Below are 18,011 nucleotides of genomic sequence, written 5' to 3' on the forward strand. Positions count from 1 at the left end.
TGATATATAAATTTACACTCGTATTAAGCCTGATGTGATTGCATCAGGCTTTTTATTTAGTATAAAAAGGTATGACAGATAGGGAATAACTATATAAATTTAAGATTTTTTTCCGTATAATGTGCCACCGTTTGATGGCTAACCTTAATTTGGGTTAAGTTGCCGCTATTACGGATCCATATTCGGAGAAAACTTATGTCTACTCATGCTCCAGTCATTACTGTTGATGGGCCAAGTGGTGCTGGTAAAGGCACACTATGTATGCTGTTAGCAGAAAAACTTGGCTGGAATCTGCTTGATTCTGGCGCGATTTATCGTGTTCTTGCACTTGCAGCACTTCATCATGGTGTAGATACTGAATCAGAAGAGGCTTTGGTACCACTTGCTGCACATCTTGATGTTCAGTTTGTTGCTGAAGGTGAATTGGTTCGAGTCATTCTTGAAGGCGAAGATGTTTCAGATACACTTCGTACTGAGAAAGTAGGCAATGCGGCATCAAAAGTCGCGGCATTACCGCGAGTGCGTGAAGCATTATTGCGCCGCCAGCGTGCATTTAGTGAGCAGCCAGGCTTGGTTGCTGATGGCCGCGACATGGGTACAGTAGTGTTTACATCGGCAGAAGTGAAAATCTTCTTAGATGCTAGTGCTGAAGAACGTGCAACTCGCCGCATGAATCAGTTGCAAAAAAAGGGCTTAGATGTTAGCTTTAGCAGCCTTTTGAGCGAAATTCAGGAGCGAGACTACCGCGATCGTAATCGTGCTGTAGCGCCTTTACGCCCTGCTGATGACGCTTTGGTACTTGATTCAACTGAAATGTCAATTGAACAAGTATTAGAAAAAGTCTTGGCATATGTTGATGCTAAGCTAAAATAAACGAATCCATATTTAGTTGCGTAAGCAGCTAAATAACGTCGGTGTCATGGATGATAACTGACTTTATTATCAACCCCATGCGGTAGGATACCCATGGTTGTTTATCATATTGAAGATTAATTAAATGACTGAATCTTTTGCTCAACTCTTTGAAGAGTCGCTAAACCTAGTTGAAACTCGCCCAGGTGCAATCGTTAAAGGTACTGTAATCGCTATCGAAAACGGTTACGTACTAGTTGACGCTGGTCTAAAATCTGAGTCATCTATTCCTGTTGAAGAATTCAAGAACGCTGCTGGCGAACTAGAAATCGAAGTAGGCGCTCAGGTTGACGTTGCTCTTGACGCGATCGAAGATGGTTTTGGTGAAACTAAACTTTCTCGTGAGAAAGCTAAGCGTCACGAAGCTTGGATCCAGCTTGAAAAAGCTTATGAAGATGCTGAAACAGTTGTTGGTATCATCAACGGTAAAGTTAAGGGCGGCTTCACAGTTGAACTTAACGGCATCCGTGCGTTCCTACCAGGTTCACTAGTAGACGTACGTCCAGTTCGCGACACTGCTCACCTAGAAAACAAAGAACTTGAGTTCAAAGTAATCAAGCTTGACCAGAAGCGCAACAACGTTGTTGTTTCACGTCGTGCTGTTATCGAGTCAGAGAACAGTGTTGAACGTGATGAGCTACTTGCTTCTCTACAAGAAGGCATGGAAGTTAAAGGTATCGTTAAGAACCTTACTGACTACGGCGCATTCGTTGATCTTGGCGGTGTTGACGGTCTTCTACACATCACTGATATGGCTTGGAAGCGTGTTAAGCACCCTTCTGAAATCGTTAATGTTGGCGATGAAATCAACGTTAAAGTTCTTAAGTTCGACCGTGAGCGTACTCGCGTATCACTAGGTCTTAAGCAACTTGGCGAAGATCCATGGGTTGCAATCGCTAAGCGTTACCCAGAAAGCACTAAGCTTACTGGTCGCGTAACTAACCTTACTGACTACGGCTGCTTCGTTGAAATCGAAGAAGGCGTTGAAGGTCTTGTTCACGTTTCTGAAATGGATTGGACTAACAAAAACATCCACCCATCTAAAGTTGTTAACGTGGGCGATGAAGTTGAAGTTATGGTTCTTGATATCGACGAAGAGCGTCGTCGTATCTCTCTAGGTCTTAAGCAGTGTAAAGCTAACCCATGGCAGTCATTTGCAGAAATGCAAGCTAAGGGCGACAAAGTAACTGGTAAGATCAAGTCAATCACTGATTTCGGTATCTTCATCGGTCTTGAAGGCGGCATCGACGGTCTAGTTCACCTATCTGACATTTCTTGGAATGTTTCTGGTGAAGACGCAGTTCGTGACTTCAAGAAAGGCGACGAAATTTCTGCAGTAGTTCTTGCAGTTGACGCAGAGCGTGAGCGTATCTCTCTAGGCGTTAAGCAAATCGAAGAAGACCCATTCAACAGCTTCGTAGCTGATACTAAGAAAGGTGCTCTAGTAACTGGTAAAGTTATCGCTGTTGACGCTAAAGGCGCAACTGTTGAGCTAGGCGAAGGCATCGAAGGTTACCTACGCGCTTCTGAAGCATCTGTAGACCGTGTTGAAGACGCAACTCTAGTTCTTTCTGTTGGCGATTCTGTTGAAGCTAAATTCACAGGCGTTGACCGTAAGAACCGCGTAATCAACCTTTCTGTACGTGCTAAAGACGTTGCTGAAGAGCAAGAAGCAATGGCTACACTAAACAAAGCTGACGATGCTGCGTTTGGTAATGCTATGGCTGACGCTTTCAAAGCTGCTAAAGGCGAATAATTGAGCGTTGAGGGAAATCGCTTTAGCTTTTTCCCTCTAAACGGCTATACTATTGAGAAACTTACTAAAACGGAGTGTTTATGACAAAGTCTGAATTAATTGAAAGACTATGTAGTCAACAAACACATCTTTCTGCCAAACAGGTAGAAGATGCAATCAAGGATATCCTTGAACATATGGCGAACACACTTGCTGAAGGTGATCGTATTGAGATCCGTGGCTTTGGTAGCTTCTCTTTACATTACCGTGCTCCTCGCGTTGGCCGTAATCCAAAGACAGGTGATAAAGTTGAGTTGGACGGCAAGTACGTTCCTCACTTCAAGCCAGGAAAAGAATTACGTGACCGTGTTAATGCATCGATAGCTGCTTAACCGCGAATAGAACAAAAAAACGGCATCCTCTCGGTATGCCGTTTTTTTATGTCTATAGATCATGGTTTGATCAGTAAAATTACTGCATAATCAGTAATTATAATTTAGATTTAGTGAGAGGATTCACGATGAAGATTTTAGGAATTATTGTTCTAGTAGCTGCCTTTTTAATCACTCTGGCTCTTGGTGCGCAAAATCAAATAATGGTTAGCTTTGATTATTTAATCGCTCAGGGTGAATTTCAACTTTCTACGCTATTAGGCACAGCATTTGGTGCTGGTTTTGTTATTGGCTGGGTGATTTGTGGTACTTTATATCTTAAAGCTCGTTTTGCTAAAAATCGTTTAATGAAAAAAGTAACGAAGCAACAGCAAGAACTTGATCAACTTCGTGCTAAGCCTATTAAGGAATAAGAATTAATGCTTGAATTGTTGTTCCTACTTTTACCTATTGCTGCCGCTTACGGTTGGTATATGGGTAACAGGAGCGCAAGTAACCAAAAGCAAGAAAAGTCTGACCACTTATCTCGCCAATATGTAACAGGTCTTAATATGCTGTTATCAGATGAATCTGATAAAGCAGTAGACCTGTTTATTGAGTTGCTTCAGGTTGACAGTGAAACTATTGATACTCATCTTGCTCTCGGTAATTTATTCCGCAGCAGAGGAGAGGTCGATCGCGCCATTCGTATTCACCAAAATTTGATAGCCAGACCTAATTTATCGATTGAACAGCGCAATTTAGCCTTACAACAATTAGCAAAAGATTATATGGCTGCCGGTTTTTTTGATCGTGCTGAGCGTATTTTTGAGCAGTTGCTGGATGAGCCTGATTATCGAAAGCCAGCATTACAACAGTTATTAGCTATTTATCAACAAACACGTGAGTGGGAAAAAGCCATTGAGATGGCAACCCAGTTGGTGAAATTAGGTAAAACTAAATTAAAGCACGATATTGCCCATTATTGGTGCGAACTCTCCATGCTTGAGCTTAGTGCTCAGAATCAAGATAAAGCGATTCAGTTATTAAAAAAAGCACTGTCAGTGGATAAACATTGTGTGCGTGCCTCGATTGCAATGGCTAAAATACAAGTTAAACAACAAGAATATAAGCAAGCAGCAAAAATTTTAGAAAGGATCTCAGATCAAGATATTGAGTTTGTTGGCGAAGCTTTACCGCTACTACTTGAGTGTTATGAAGCGATGCACAATCAAAATGCATGGCTAAAGTTTTTACAACATTGTGTCGAACAAAAAGCAGGGGCAAGTGCCGAGTTAATGCTCGCTGATGAAATTGCCAAGCATGACGGTGCAGTAACGGCGCAGTCTTTTATGACCCGCCAACTTCAAAAAAATCCGACCATGAAAGGTTTTTATCAATTGATGGAATATCATCTTGATGAAGCTGAAGAAGGTCGTGCTAAAGAAAGTTTAACCAGTTTACGCCACTTAGTGGGTGAACAGCTTAAGGTGAAGCCTCGCTATCGTTGTCGTCAATGTGGCTTTGCTACTCATTCATTGTATTGGCAGTGTCCATCTTGTAAGAGCTGGGGACAAATAAAGCCAATTCGAGGGCTTGATGGTGAATAATGACCATCGAATGTTTTTTCTAAAACCAGTGCAGTTATGTACTGGTTTTTTTGTAGTTGTAGCTATCAAATTTAATCAATTGATGTAGAATCCTGCCGGCGGTTGGGACAACCGCACAGTGGATGTATTTAGATATAATAGGAGCCTCAATGCTAGACGTTAAAGTAACAGACCCTAAAGTAATCGTTGCCCTTGATTATGATAATCATAATGAGGCACTCGCTTTTGTCGATCGTATTGAGCCGGGAAGCTGCCGTTTAAAAGTCGGTAAAGAGATGTTCACTTTTTTTGGCCCTGACTTTGTGCGTCAATTGCATGATCGGGGTCATTCTGTATTTCTAGACTTGAAATTTCATGATATTCCAAACACTTGTTCGAAAGCGGTGAGAGCTGCTGCTGAATTAGGTGTATGGATGGTAAATGTCCACGCCAGTGGTGGTGAGCGGATGATGACGGCATCGCGTGAGATTCTAGAACCCTATGGTAAAGATCGACCACTATTAATTGGTGTGACGGTACTGACAAGTATGGAAGCGAATGATTTAGCGGGTATTGGTATTTCATGCCAGCCACAACAGCAAGTATTGAATTTAGCAACATTAACTAAAAATAGTGGTCTTGATGGGGTGGTTTGTTCAGCGCAAGAAGCGAGTTTGTTGAAAGCTCTGCTTGGACAACAGTTTAAATTAGTCACCCCGGGCATTCGTCCTGTCGGTAGTGAAGCTGGTGATCAGCGTCGTGTGATGACGCCTGTAGAAGCAATGGCTGCGGGATCTGATTATCTGGTGATTGGTCGTCCAATTACTCAAGCAAGCGATCCTGCTGCAGTATTGGCTGCCATTAATAAAACATTAGCTTAATTTTTAACGATTAAGCAAACGATAACGCCAGCGTTTTTACACTAATATGTAGTAATGCTGGCGTTTGTTTTATGATTAATAGCTAATTTTTGGAGTGCTATTAAGTATTCGGCCGCTTTTTTCTCGTGTTGGTGAGCTAAAGTGACTATCAAGTAGTTTTTGCGTTAACGAGTGCTTGGGGTTTGCGAAGACATTAGCGGTACGTCCTTTTTCTACTACTTCGCCATCTTGCATTACCATGACTTTGTCACTGAAATGTTTTATCACGCCCATATGTTGTGATACATACACATAAGACAATCCCATCTCTTCTTGCAATTCGAGCAACAGGTTTATCATCTGTGAACGCATTGACATGTCTAAACCATTTAACGCTTCATCAGCGACAATAATACAAGGTTGTAAAATCAACGCACGCGCTAAGGAAACACGTTGTTTTTGTCCTGTTGCCAGCATTTGTGGGTAGAAATACGCATGTTCTGGTAATAATCCAACTCGTTTTAGGGTATCCATGATACGTTTTTCACGGGCTTGCGGAGTCATGTTGGTATTACGCTTTAGCGGACCCTCTAGAATACGGCCAATCTGAATACGGGGATTCAGCGACGTATTGGGGTCTTGAAAAATCATCCGTATTAGTTTGCAACGAGTCTGGTAATCATGGTGATGTAGTTGTTCACCATTCACTCGTACAATCCCTTCTGTTGGAGTGATTACGCCAGCTAACATTTTTGCTAATGTGGATTTACCTGAGCCATTTTCACCTAACAGGGCGATTGTTTCGCCAGCATTTAGTTGAAATGAGACTGGCTTTACAGCTTTAATAGTACGGCGACGAAATAAGCCTGAGCGATAATGGTAATCTTTTTTCAGGTTTTCAACTTCAAGTAATGAACTCATTTGTTGTCATCCTTCATATTTAGCGGAAAATGACAGCTAAACTTGTGACTTTTAATTTTTTGGCGCTGAGGTACCTCAACGCATTTTCGTTGTGCATAAGGGCATCGTGGCCCTAAACGACAACCTATCGGTAAATGTTGTAGTGGTGGAATAGAGCCCGGTAGTGTTTCTAGCTTACATTTGTGGCTTACATCCATTGAAAAGTCAGGCATTGCGCGCATTAATGCCGCAGTATAAGGATGATGAGGGAGTTCAAGTAGTTGCTTAGAAGTGCCAGATTCTACTGATTGCCCACAATACATTACAGTGATCCTATCTGCCCATTGAGTCACGGTATTTAAATCGTGGCTTACTAATAAGATCGTTGTGTTACCTAATTGGTTCATGCGACTTAGTAGTCGGAAAATTTGCGCCTGAGTAATAGGATCAAGATCGTTAGTCGGTTCATCAGCAATCAGTAATCGAGGACGGTTAGCTATCGCCATCGCAATCATCACTTTTTGACATTCGCCATCGGTTAATTCATAAGGATAACTGCGCATTACGCGTTTATGCTCTTTAATACCGACTTTATGGAGCAAGGCAATTGCTTGCTTTTGGCGCCAATGAAAACGCTGCCAAATACGGCCATTAAAGGATGATGACGGAATGGCTTCTTCTAGTTGTTCACCAATACGCTCTGATGGATCAAGACAAGTTGATGGTTCTTGGAAAATCATCGCGATTTCGCGGCTAACAATTTTACGCCGTTGGCGAGGCGACAACGCTAATAGATCAACATCACCTAAGCGCATACGGTCAGCGTTTACTCGCCAGTTATCTTTACATACGCCAGCAATGGCTTTTGCAACTAAGCTTTTACCTGATCCTGATTCACCTACTAAGCCACGAATTTCGCTTTCGTTAATGGTGATACTCATGCGATCAACTGCTTTTACCATCCCTTGGGGGGTATCGATTTCTATGGTTAGGTTACGTATATCGAGTAATGGCATATTAATCAATTCCTGCGTTAAGTGCTTGGCGCATACCATCACCAACAAGGTTGATAACTAACACACTAAACATAATCGCAAGCCCTGGCAGTGTCACTGTCCATGGTGCGAGATAAATAAGATCAATTGAATCCCCAAGCATTGCACCCCATTCAGGTAACGGTGCTTGGGCGCCTAAACCAAGAAAACCAAGCGCCGCAATATCCATAATAGCAACTGAGATAGCACGAGTCATTTCAGTGGTAATTGTGGTTAAGATATTGGGTAATATCGAGTTATAAAGGAGATAAAAGTTGTTAGCACCATCAAGGCGGGCAGCAATAATGTAGTCTTTTTCTACCTCAGCATGCACGGCTGTGTATACGGCACGGATGAAACGAGGGATTAATGCCAGCCAAATAGCAAGCAGAATATGTGTTTCCCCTGGCCCCATGTATGCAACAACAATTATCGCCAGCAACAATGATGGAATCGATAATACGGTGTCTAAAATATGGTTAAGAAAGCTAGACTTAAGGCCGCTACTCATGCCAGCTAAAATACCAATTAATAGACCAATTGCGCTTGATGCAAATGCGACCAGTAAAGCGTAGCCGAAGGTTAATTGACTCCCAATCAATAACCGCGACAAAATATCGCGTCCAAGATCGTCAGTACCAAAAAAGAATGATACATGGCCTGAATTATCCCATGACGGTGGCATCAGTAATTCACCGACTTGCTCTATCGCAGAATAGGGGGCTAACCAGCGAGCATTAATGGTAATTAATAGCAGTGCTAGTAGGCTCCACAAACCAAACATGGCTAATGAATTAGCACGGAAATTTTGCCATGATCGTTCCCATTGAGTAGGGATTGTGGCTTCTTGGTAAACACTATTTGATGGCATACCATTCCTTCCTTACCAGCGGATTAACAATTGCGCCAACAATATCAGACAAAATATTAGCTAATAAAATAAATCCACCAACAGTAATAACACCTGCTTGAATTGCAACATAGTTTTGAGCCGCAATTGCATTGAGTAGCCAGCGACCAATACCGGGCCAGTTGAAAATAGATTCGGTTAGCATTGCGAATGTCATCATTGCTGCAAACTGCATCCCAAGCTTGGGAATGATGGGTGGAATCGCATTTTTCATACCGTGACGACGGACAATTTCAAAGGTTGAAAGGCCTTTGGTCTGCGCGACTTTAATATAGTTTTTAGTCATAACCTCAGCAATTGATGCGCGTGTTAAACGAATGACCTCTGTTGTTGGTGCCATCGCTAAGACAATAGTAGGCAAAACAAGGTGTTTAACAGCATCAAAGAAAGCTTCCATGCGATAAGGCTTATCGGAGAGCAAAATATCAATCAATGCAAACCCCGTCACATGGTTGAATTGATACAATAAGCTATAACGACCAGAAACAGGTAACCAGCCTAAGTTAAGTGAAAACAGTAAGATAAGTAACATTGCTAGCCAAAATAACGGAATAGAGTAGCCCAATAATGTAATTGAACTTATTACTGTATCAATAGGGCGGCCGCGACGGACGCCAGCAATGGTACCTAAAGGAATACCAATGACTAAAGATAAAATAAAAGCAAAAAAGCATAGCTCTAATGTTGCTGGAAAAACTTTGAGTATTTCAGCACTCATAGGTATACCTGATGGGCTAATACCTAAGTTACCAGCGAATAAGTTTTGTAGATAAATGACCCAACCCTGCCAAAATGGTTCATAGGCCCATTGTAATTGGGTATCAAGTCTTAAAATGCTAAAACTAACGATAGTTAGAATGAGTAACGTAATAATAAACAGATTTAAGCGACGTATAGTGTAGATAAACATACTTTACTCAGTCCGATAGACACTGGAAAATGAACGCGAGCCGAAAGGACTCATTTGTAGTCCGCCGAGTGTTTTATTATGCGCTTGAAAATGCACGCCATGAGCAAGAGGGATGATCGGCACTTGCTGATCGAGGATATCTTGTGCATGTTGATAATAGTTAACTCGTTGCTGGGTTTTATTCGTGCGTGATGCTAGTTCAAGTAAATTATCAAATTGAACATTGCACCAATTCGCAACATTTAGCCCTGCATGTTTAGCATTACAAGAGAGTAATGGGCGTAAGAAATTATCAGGATCACCATTATCTGCAATCCAACCAGCTAGCATCATATCGTAGTTATTCATATCATTAACGCCAAGACGACCAACGTTATCTTGATGATAAATAATAACATTAATTCCAATTGCTTTGAGGTTGGCTTGAATAAGTTCTGCCGTTTTTTGTGGGCTTGGGTTGTAAGGTCGAGACTCTAAAGGTACCCACATGGTTAATACTTGATTGCTGTTATAACCTGCTTGTTTAAGTAATTGTTTGGCTTTTTTAGGATTATAATTAACCGCTTTACTGTCATTGTTATAAGCCCAAGATGTTGGCGGTAATAAGCTTTTTGCTTTGGTTGCCGTACCATAATAGACTGAATTTAATAAGGTGTTTTTGTTAATGGCATAGCTAATAGCTTCACGCACTTTGAGATTATTTAAAGGAGCAATACTGGTATTTAAGGCTAAAAATGACACGTTCATGCCTGCTTGTGCCAATAATTCATAGTTATCATTGTCGGTGATCACCGGTAACTGACTGGCAACGGGGGACGCTAATACATCACATTCCGCGCTTAATAATTTAGTTAAATTGCCCATGCCACGTGAAGAAATATCAAACACAATTTGCTCCATTGGTGCGGCACCTTGCCAATAACCAATATGGTGCTTTAAACGAATTAGATCGTTAGGAATAAACTGATCAACATAAAATGGCCCAGTACCAATAGGACGGCTATCCAATTTACCTATTTGACCTGATTTTAGCAGTTGTTTGCCATATTCGGCTGAATATACAACCGCATAGCTAGTCGCTAAATTTGATAAGAAAGAGTTATCAGGACGTCGTAGAGTAAATTGTACTGTGTGTGGATTCAGCGCTTTAATACTTTCAATATCATCAGCAAAGCCGAGACTTTCAAACCACGGATAACGGCCACCTGAAATATGGTGGAAAGGATTATCGGGGTTTATTACGCGTTCAAAGCTAAATACAACATCATCAGCATTCATGGTACGCGTTGGTGTGAACCAGGTTGTGGTTTGAAACTTTACACCTTGGCGAAGGGTAAATGTATACACTAATCCGTCGTCACTAACTGTCCAGCTTTTAGCAAGATCAGGTAATGGCTTATGGCTGACGGGATCAAGTAATAGCAGACGGTCAAAAATTTGTGCCGAAAGGGTTTCTGCTGTTAGCCCACCGTCTGTTAATTGGGGATTAAGTGTTGTCGGTGTATCTTGGCCACAATAGACAAAACCCCGATGTTGAATAATTGAATCTTTTGCTGGTTGCTTACACCCACTAAGGGTCAATAAAACCAAACTAGCGATAAAAAGACGATAGTAAGCGCTCATATGTAATAGGCGTTATTTGAAATTAAGTTTTTAAATTTAACATTTTCCATCTCGCTCACCAAGTTATCCAGCCTGTTTTGAATTAAATTAGCGAAAAAGCGTCAATTATGTTGAGTTTTCCCCTTAATTTGGTTGATTAATCACCATTAACATTGAGGTCATATTTACGAATTAAGCCTCTTAGTTGATGGTAGCTAAGACTTAATAACTCGGCAGCTTTTGTTTGATTAAATTTAGCGAGTGCCAAAGCTTGTTCAATCCATATGATTTCTTGTTGTTGCAGTTGTTGACGTAGATCTATTGGAAATGTCAGCGCATTAGCATCTTGATTTGCAGGTGATTTAACTGTTATTGGTTGAGAATCTTTCTCGGTTATGACTTTATCCCATGAGGTCATAAAGGGATCAATAATAATAGTATCGATAATTTCATCTTCTATTGCGTGGCGAAATACCGAACGTTCAACCACATTTTTTAATTCACGAATATTACCAGGCCATGAATAGTTTAATAACTGTTGTTGGGCCTGATAACTAAAACCAGCAAAGTAGCTAAAATTCATTTCACGACACATTCTTACAGCATAGTGTTCAGCGAGGGGTAAAATATCATCAAGCCGTGCTCTTAGGGGCGGTAAATGGATCACCTCAAAGGCTAATCTATCGAGTAAATCGGCGCGAAACTTTCCGTCAGCAGCGAGTTGTGGCAGGTTTTGATTGGTAGCACAAATTAATCGTACATTGGCTTGGCAGCTTTTATTACCGCCTACACGTTCATATTCACCATATTCAATCACACGTAATAGTTTTTCTTGGACACCCATTGGCGCTGTGGCGAGTTCATCTAAAAACAGAGTCCCATTTTCGGCGCGTTCAAATCGCCCTTGATGACGGCCTTTTGCTCCTGTAAATGCTCCTGCTTCATGACCAAACAGTTCCGAATCAATCACACCGTCAGCTAATGCGGCACAATTTAAGCTGATTAATGGTTGATCCCATCGTGTCGATAGATAATGGATTCGTTGTGCTATTAGTTCTTTACCTGTACCGCGTTCACCTAAAATAAGTACCGGCCGGTTAAGTGTTGCAAGCCGTGATGCATGATCAAGTACTGCTAAAAAAGCATCTGACTCACCGATTAAATTTTCGGTCTTTCTCATTGGTAAATCTCACTACAATTTAGTTATATTCACTATATCATTATTTATTAAAAGCGCATGTTATTTATTTAGTTTAATTAAAACAATTACTTAAAAGTTGGCACGCAAGTTGATATGTATATAAAAGAATTACACCTCACATGACAACATAACGTTAGTCTGATGATATAAACCGTTAATTGAACGTGATTCAATGCGGTTGACCAAGGAGTTTTATTATGGGTATTTTTTCTCGTTTTGCTGACATCGTAAATGCTAACGTCAATTCATTATTGGACAAAGCAGAAGATCCGCAAAAATTGATCCGTCTTATTATTCAAGAAATGGAAGATACATTAGTTGAAGTGCGTACTTCATCAGCGCGTGCGCTAGCAGATAAAAAAGAATTGCGCCGTCGTATTACTGCGATTGAAACGCAATCGACAGATTGGCAACAAAAAGCAAGTTTAGCGATTCAAAAAGGCCGTGAAGATCTAGCACGTGCCGCATTGATTGAAAAACAAAAGCTAGTTGATGTTGCGTTAACGTTAAATGAAGAATATAAATTAGTAGATGAAACGATTGAAAAATTATCGTTAGAAGTTGCTGAACTTGAACGTAAATTGCAAGAGACACGTGCTCGCCAGCAAGCGTTAGTTACTCGTCATAAAGCGGCTGGAACACGTCGTGATGTCCGTCGCCAACTTGATACCAGTAAAGTCGATGAGGCAATGTCGAAGTTTGAACAATATGAGCGTCGTATTGATGAAATGGAAGCAGAAGCGGATAGCTATAGTTTTGGTCGAGGAAAAAGCTTAGAGTCAGAGTTTGCTGATCTTCAAGCACAAGATGATATTGAAAAAGAGCTTGAGCGTCTAAAAGCAAGCATGAATGATAAACAACAGTAATCGCAGGACAATTGTCTTTTACATTATATAAAAAGAATAATATTGCTATTACCCCTGCGTGAAAGGAGAACAACAAATGTCGATGGGTTTTATTAGTGTTCCATTAGTGGTGTTTATGGTTGTTGTTGCACCATTGTGGTTAATTCTTCATTACCGCAGTAAGCGTAAATCAGGTGAGGGATTATCTGGTGAGGATCATAAAAAGTTAGAAACCTTAGTGGCACGCGCAGAGGTGATGCAAGAGCGGATTGTTACGCTAGAGCGAATTTTAGATGCTGAAGCACCACAATGGAGGCAAAAATAATGCGCAAAACATTATATCGCGATCCTAACAACGGTAAATTGGGTGGTGTGTGTGCCGGTTTGGCTGAATATTTTGGCGTTGAAATTTGGCTAATGCGTATTTTAGCCGTTACTGCTTTTTTATTAGGGGTCGGTTTTTTTGCAACGGTTGCCTATATCGCGGCTTGGTTAATTTTAGATAAAATGCCACCACAACGAAAAGAACAGCAGCATCAATATACTGAACATAATGTTAAACAAAAACCATGGCAAACGGGGCAGTCACCGCAACAGATTTTGGATAATGTAGAAACTGAACTTGCGCGTAGTGAAGTGAGTATTCAAAAAATGGAAGCTTATGTAACGTCATCTGCCTTTAAAGTTGATCGTGAATTTAATAAACTTTAGTGCAGAAATCTAAAGTGCTTGATGTTATTTGTGTAGATTATGTCTATAAATAATATCAATATGAAGCAGGTACTGATGAGGTCAGGCCTGCTTTTTTTATGGTCAGTTGTAAGACTATATAGATGAATAGGAAAGCGTAATGAATCGAATTAGCAATGAAGTGAATAAATGGGTTAACCGTAGCCTTGATCGCCATGTGCGTCTTGCGGTAACAGGTTTATCACGTGCGGGAAAAACGGCCTTTATTACGTCACTGATTAATCAACTGTTACACGTCAGTACTAATCCTCGATTACCAATGTTTTCAGCGGTTAGAGAAGGTTATTTACTCGGTTCTAAAAGAGTACCGCAGTTGGATATGCATGTTCCCAAATTTGGATATGATGATGGGATGAATGCGTTGTTATCAACGCCACCAACATGGCCTCAGCCGACAAGTGATGTGAGCCAAACTCGATTGGCATTGCGCTTTAAACCACAAAAAGGGGCGCTAAAATTATTTCAAGATACCGCAACGTTGTATCTCGATATTATTGACTATCCTGGTGAGTGGTTATTAGATTTACCCTTGCTTGATCTGGATTTTATTAGTTGGTCTAAGCAACAGGCACAAGCATTAAAAGGTCAGCGATTAGCATTAGCACAATCATGGTTGGCAATGGGGGAGCAATTTGATCCTTTTGCACCAGCTGATGAAGCTTTAATTGAAACGATAGCTGCGGCTTTTACTGATTATCTACACCAATGTAAAGCCGAAGGTGGTTTACATTGGGTGCAACCAGGGCGATTTGTATTACCGGGAGAATTAGCGGGAGCACCAGTATTACAATTTTTTCCGATGATATGGACTAATAAGTATACCGAACAACAATTAGCCGCCGCGGCTGATGACAGTAACTATGGCATGCTAAAGAAACGTTATAAGTATTATCAACAGCATGTTGTGAAGGCTTTTTATAATGATCATTTTTCCAAATTTGATCGCCAAATTGTATTGGTTGATTGCCTGCAACCGTTGAATGCTGGACATGAATCATTTAATGATATGCGCCAAGCTTTAGATCAATTGATGCAAAGTTTTAAATATGGCCGTAGCTCTATGTTACGTCGATTATTTTCACCACGAATTGATAAAGTGCTATTTGCGGCCACAAAAGCCGATCATATTACACCAGAGCAACATCCTAATTTAGTCGGACTATTACAACAACTCGTTAATGAAGCATGGCAAACCGCGTCGTTTGAAGGAATTAGCATGGATTGTGTGAGCTTGGCATCGATTCAAGCTAGTGAGCCAGGGTTTGTGAATTATCAAGGCCAACAAGTCCCAGCATTGCGCGGCATCGATATGGCTGGTAATGCACAAACCTTTTTTCCTGGTGAGGTTCCACGGCGGTTACCTAACCAAGAATTTTGGGATGAAAATGGATTTGATTTTATTAATTTACGTCCATTGCCACAGCAGATGGATGAACCTTTACCGCATATTCGAATGGATAAAGCATTGGAATATTTATTGGGAGATAAATTGCAATGACAGAGCCATTAAAGGCCAAAATGGTGTTTGATGAGGCACAGCAGCCATTAAATCAACAGCAGCCTGATTTGACCGTAAAAATGAACTTTGAACAACAAAGTGAGTTTTTACCAGATACTGTTGAAATTGCTGAAATGGAAAGTGAGCAAACATTAGGGCAAATTTTAGCAGCTAAACCTAAACGTCGTTATCGTTGGTTTAAAGGACTATTAGTGGCTGGTGCGGCTATGGTCGGATGGCAAACCGTGGATCATGTGACGACTGCTTATCAAACGGGCAATTGGTTATCACTGGGATGGAGTGCCATTGTTGCGGGTATTGCAGTTGCAGGTATTGGTGCACTAGGACGTGAGTTTATTAATTTACGCCGTTTAAAACAACGCCAAACTGAACGCGAACAAGCGCATGAATTATTAGCTGCTGACGGTATAGGATCTGGTAAGGCATTTTGTATTAAATTAGCTAAATTGAGCCAAATCCCAACGGATAATCATGGTTATGATCGTTGGTTACATGCCTTAGCTGCGACACATAATGATCGAGAGGTACTGGCACTTTACGATCAAATGGTCGTGAGTCAGCAAGATAAATTAGCACGCCAGTTGGTTGCTAAATATTCGAGTGAAGCTGCATTGATGGTGGCTTTGAGCCCATTAGCTGCCGCGGATATGTTGTTAGTCGCTTGGCGTAATTTCCGCCTTATTGAGCAAGTTTCTACAATCTATGGTATTGAACTTAGTTATTGGTCACGGATTAAATTAGTGAAATTAGTTCTCGCTAATATGGCATTTGCTGGTGCGTCTGAAGTGGTTGCTGATTTAGGAATGGACATGCTGTCAATGGATCTTGCTGGAAGAATGTCCACCCGAGTTGCGCAAGGGGTTGGTGTCGGTTTACTCACTGGTCGATTAGGCCTTAAAGCGATTAATCTTATGCGTCCATTACCTTGGATGGAAGGCGAGCAGCCGAAATTAAGTGAAATTCGACGTGATTTATTAAGCCAATTAGGGAATAAAAATAAACACGAATAGTTGAGTCATTTTAGATAGCTAAAAAGAGAGCCTCGGTTCTCTTTTTTTTACTGAAAATTGCTATTTTTGTATTTAATCGATGCAGATGCGATCTCGTGGCTTGACTCGTTAAAGGGTTAGTCGCACACTGATATCACTGTCAGGAATAGTTGACAGTATAGAGTTATAAACTTTTTTAATTATGTGGATTAAGCCTCTCAAAGTTAAAGCTTAACACTGTGATTATTAATCGTATTTTTAGAAATTATCCCGAATGGATAACTGTAATTAAATGCACATAAGATGAATAATAAGAAGGTGTAAACCATGAGATTACAGGTCTTTTGCGAAGATAGAGTGGGGATGACCCGCGAATTATTGGATATTTTAACCAGTCAAGAAATTGATCTTCGTGGCATTGAAATTGATCGTATTGGTATCATCTATTTAAATTGCCCTGAAGTTGAATTTGAACAGTTTAGCCAATTAATGTCGCAGATTCGTCAGTTAGATGGTGTTACTGACGTACGTAAAATTCAGTTTATGCCAAGTGAGCGTGAACACACTGAATTATCTGCTTTATTACAGACCTTACCCGATCCTTTCTTTACTATTAATCTAAACGGTAAAGTAGATTTTGCTAATCAAGCAGCAGAACAATTAATAGGGCACCGTAGTGAGGATTTATTCAGTGAAAATATTCAAACTTTACTTGGATTTAATTTTACTCGGTGGCTAGATAAAAATCAGGCACAAAAGCACAGCGAAATTGTGGTTATTTCTGGGCTAGATTACCAAATGGATATCATGCCTGTTTTTGTGAGTGATGAAGCACCAGAGCCTGTGCTTGCAAGTGCTTTAATTTTATTAAAATCACTTTCTGAAGCTAAAATGCCTGTTGTTATGCGCACGATCAATGGTGACAGTGGGTTTGAACATTTGATTGGGCAGTCATCTCGGTTTAAGCATCTATTAGGTCAAGCAAAGAAGTTAGCATTATTAGACGCTCCTTTGCTGATACAAGGTGAAACGGGAACTGGCAAAGAAATGTTAGCGCGTGCTTGTCATCAGCGTTCTGTGCATCGAGATAAACCATTTTTGGTGGTTAACTGCATTTCAATGCCTGATAATGCAGCAGAAACTGAGTTATTTGGTTGTGTTGCGAGTGCTAATGAACCGGCTAAAAAAGGTATTTTTGAGCAAGCGGCTGGTGGCACTGTTTTTCTGTATGAAATTGGCGAAATGTCGAAACATCTACAGATTAAATTATTACGCTTTCTTCAAGATGGTACTTTTCGCCGAGTGGGTGAAGAAGCTGAAATAAAAGTATCTGTGCGAGTGATTTGCTCTACGCAGAAAAAATTACCAGAGTTAGTTGCTGATGGAGAGTTTCGAGAGGATCTTTATTATCGACTTAATGTGCTTGCTTTAGTCGTTCCGCCATTACGTGAGCGTGCCGCTGATATTGTGCCATTAGCTGAATTATTCTTAGCCCAATTTGCACAAGAGTTACATCAGCCGAAACCGTCGCTTTCTGAAGAATTAGCATTAGCGCTTAAGCAATACGCATGGCCGGGTAATATTCGCCAATTACGCAACGTATTGTTTCGTGCTATGACTCAGGTGGAAGGCGTTGAAATGACCTCTGCGGATGTACAGTTACCTGAAAATGAATCGAGTACAGTGATTAGCGAAGAGACGTTAACTGGATCATTGGATGAGATTATGAAGCGTTATGAGTCTGGCATTTTATCTAATCTGTATCAGAGCTATCCATCAACCCGTAAATTAGCTAAACGATTAGGAGTTTCTCATACTGCGGTGGCGAATAAATTGCGTGAATATGGGCTTAGCAAACGTAATTAATCTCAGGTGTCATAAAGA

Annotated in this window: 18 protein-coding genes; 12 read left to right on the forward strand and 6 right to left on the reverse strand. The window is 40.7% G+C overall.

Annotated elements, in window-relative coordinates; translation table 11 throughout:
- The first annotated feature begins 195 nt into the window (after positions 1 to 195).
- The 6 genes from cmk to pyrF all read left to right on the forward strand — a co-directional run bounded on the left by cmk (position 196) and on the right by pyrF (position 5,488).
- On the forward strand, positions 196 to 873 hold the full coding sequence (cmk, locus tag C0W29_RS09905) for a (d)CMP kinase (RefSeq protein ID WP_036795304.1): 678 nt from the start codon (positions 196 to 198) through the stop codon (positions 871 to 873).
- Positions 874 to 997: 124 nt separating this feature from the next.
- The gene (gene rpsA, locus C0W29_RS09910; RefSeq protein ID WP_036795303.1) at positions 998 to 2,668 is read left to right on the forward strand and encodes a 30S ribosomal protein S1; all 1,671 of its coding nucleotides are present in this window, start codon (positions 998 to 1,000) and stop codon (positions 2,666 to 2,668) included.
- An 80-nt stretch (positions 2,669 to 2,748) separates the two neighbouring features.
- On the forward strand, positions 2,749 to 3,039 hold the full coding sequence (gene ihfB, locus C0W29_RS09915) for an integration host factor subunit beta (RefSeq protein ID WP_036795301.1): 291 nt from the start codon (positions 2,749 to 2,751) through the stop codon (positions 3,037 to 3,039).
- Positions 3,040 to 3,167: 128 nt separating this feature from the next.
- Positions 3,168 to 3,452 carry a LapA family protein gene (locus C0W29_RS09920; protein WP_036795300.1) on the forward strand — a complete coding sequence of 95 codons (285 nt, stop codon included), beginning with the start codon at positions 3,168 to 3,170 and terminating at the stop codon, positions 3,450 to 3,452.
- 6 nt (positions 3,453 to 3,458) lie between these two features.
- Positions 3,459 to 4,628, forward strand: a complete 1,170-nt coding sequence (gene lapB / locus C0W29_RS09925; protein ID WP_036795299.1) for a lipopolysaccharide assembly protein LapB — start codon at positions 3,459 to 3,461, stop codon at positions 4,626 to 4,628.
- A gap of 149 nt (positions 4,629 to 4,777) precedes the next feature.
- Positions 4,778 to 5,488: an orotidine-5'-phosphate decarboxylase gene (pyrF, locus tag C0W29_RS09930; protein ID WP_045044361.1), complete on the forward strand. Its 711-nt coding sequence runs from the start codon at positions 4,778 to 4,780 to the stop codon at positions 5,486 to 5,488.
- A 75-nt stretch (positions 5,489 to 5,563) separates the two neighbouring features.
- Here pyrF and C0W29_RS09935 read toward each other — a convergent pair whose 3' ends face one another.
- The 6 genes from C0W29_RS09935 to pspF all read right to left on the reverse strand — a co-directional run bounded on the left by C0W29_RS09935 (position 5,564) and on the right by pspF (position 12,003).
- A complete protein-coding gene (locus C0W29_RS09935) occupies positions 5,564 to 6,388 on the reverse strand; it encodes a peptide ABC transporter ATP-binding protein (RefSeq protein ID WP_045044362.1) in 825 nt (274 codons plus the stop codon).
- Positions 6,385 to 7,383, reverse strand: coding sequence for a peptide ABC transporter ATP-binding protein (locus C0W29_RS09940; RefSeq protein WP_036795296.1), 999 nt, complete (start codon positions 7,381 to 7,383; stop codon positions 6,385 to 6,387). Before C0W29_RS09940 ends, C0W29_RS09935 begins: the two co-directional genes overlap by 4 nt.
- 1 nt (position 7,384) lies before the next feature.
- Positions 7,385 to 8,272 carry a putrescine export ABC transporter permease SapC gene (sapC, locus tag C0W29_RS09945; protein ID WP_045041592.1) on the reverse strand — a complete coding sequence of 296 codons (888 nt, stop codon included), beginning with the start codon at positions 8,270 to 8,272 and terminating at the stop codon, positions 7,385 to 7,387.
- The gene (locus C0W29_RS09950) at positions 8,259 to 9,221 is read right to left on the reverse strand and encodes an ABC transporter permease (RefSeq protein WP_045044363.1); all 963 of its coding nucleotides are present in this window, start codon (positions 9,219 to 9,221) and stop codon (positions 8,259 to 8,261) included. The genes sapC and C0W29_RS09950 overlap by 14 nt, the downstream gene beginning before the upstream one ends.
- A 3-nt stretch (positions 9,222 to 9,224) precedes the next feature.
- Positions 9,225 to 10,844, reverse strand: coding sequence for an ABC transporter substrate-binding protein SapA (gene sapA / locus C0W29_RS09955; RefSeq protein WP_045044364.1), 1,620 nt, complete (start codon positions 10,842 to 10,844; stop codon positions 9,225 to 9,227).
- 136 nt (positions 10,845 to 10,980) lie between these two features.
- A complete protein-coding gene (pspF, locus tag C0W29_RS09960; RefSeq protein ID WP_045044365.1) occupies positions 10,981 to 12,003 on the reverse strand; it encodes a phage shock protein operon transcriptional activator in 1,023 nt (340 codons plus the stop codon).
- 218 nt (positions 12,004 to 12,221) lie between these two features.
- Here pspF and pspA point away from each other — a divergent pair, with 218 nt between their 5' ends.
- From pspA to tyrR, 6 genes are all read left to right on the forward strand, one after another.
- The gene (pspA, locus tag C0W29_RS09965) at positions 12,222 to 12,890 is read left to right on the forward strand and encodes a phage shock protein PspA (protein ID WP_036795291.1); all 669 of its coding nucleotides are present in this window, start codon (positions 12,222 to 12,224) and stop codon (positions 12,888 to 12,890) included.
- 76 nt (positions 12,891 to 12,966) lie between these two features.
- Positions 12,967 to 13,194: an envelope stress response membrane protein PspB gene (gene pspB / locus C0W29_RS09970; RefSeq protein ID WP_036795289.1), complete on the forward strand. Its 228-nt coding sequence runs from the start codon at positions 12,967 to 12,969 to the stop codon at positions 13,192 to 13,194.
- Positions 13,194 to 13,580: an envelope stress response membrane protein PspC gene (gene pspC, locus C0W29_RS09975; RefSeq protein WP_045041589.1), complete on the forward strand. Its 387-nt coding sequence runs from the start codon at positions 13,194 to 13,196 to the stop codon at positions 13,578 to 13,580. The genes pspB and pspC overlap by 1 nt, the downstream gene beginning before the upstream one ends.
- Positions 13,581 to 13,719: 139 nt before the next feature.
- A complete protein-coding gene (locus C0W29_RS09980; protein WP_045041588.1) occupies positions 13,720 to 15,117 on the forward strand; it encodes a YcjX family GTP-binding protein in 1,398 nt (465 codons plus the stop codon).
- Positions 15,114 to 16,148, forward strand: coding sequence for a YcjF family protein (locus C0W29_RS09985; RefSeq protein WP_045044366.1), 1,035 nt, complete (start codon positions 15,114 to 15,116; stop codon positions 16,146 to 16,148). Before C0W29_RS09980 ends, C0W29_RS09985 begins: the two co-directional genes overlap by 4 nt.
- 306 nt (positions 16,149 to 16,454) lie before the next feature.
- Positions 16,455 to 17,993 (forward strand): transcriptional regulator TyrR, encoded by a 1,539-nt coding sequence (gene tyrR, locus C0W29_RS09990; protein ID WP_045041586.1) that lies wholly within the window; start codon positions 16,455 to 16,457, stop codon positions 17,991 to 17,993.
- Positions 17,994 to 18,011: the final 18 nt, after the last annotated feature.

Source organism: Photobacterium kishitanii, from assembly GCF_003026355.1.
Classification (GTDB): domain Bacteria; phylum Pseudomonadota; class Gammaproteobacteria; order Enterobacterales; family Vibrionaceae; genus Photobacterium; species Photobacterium kishitanii.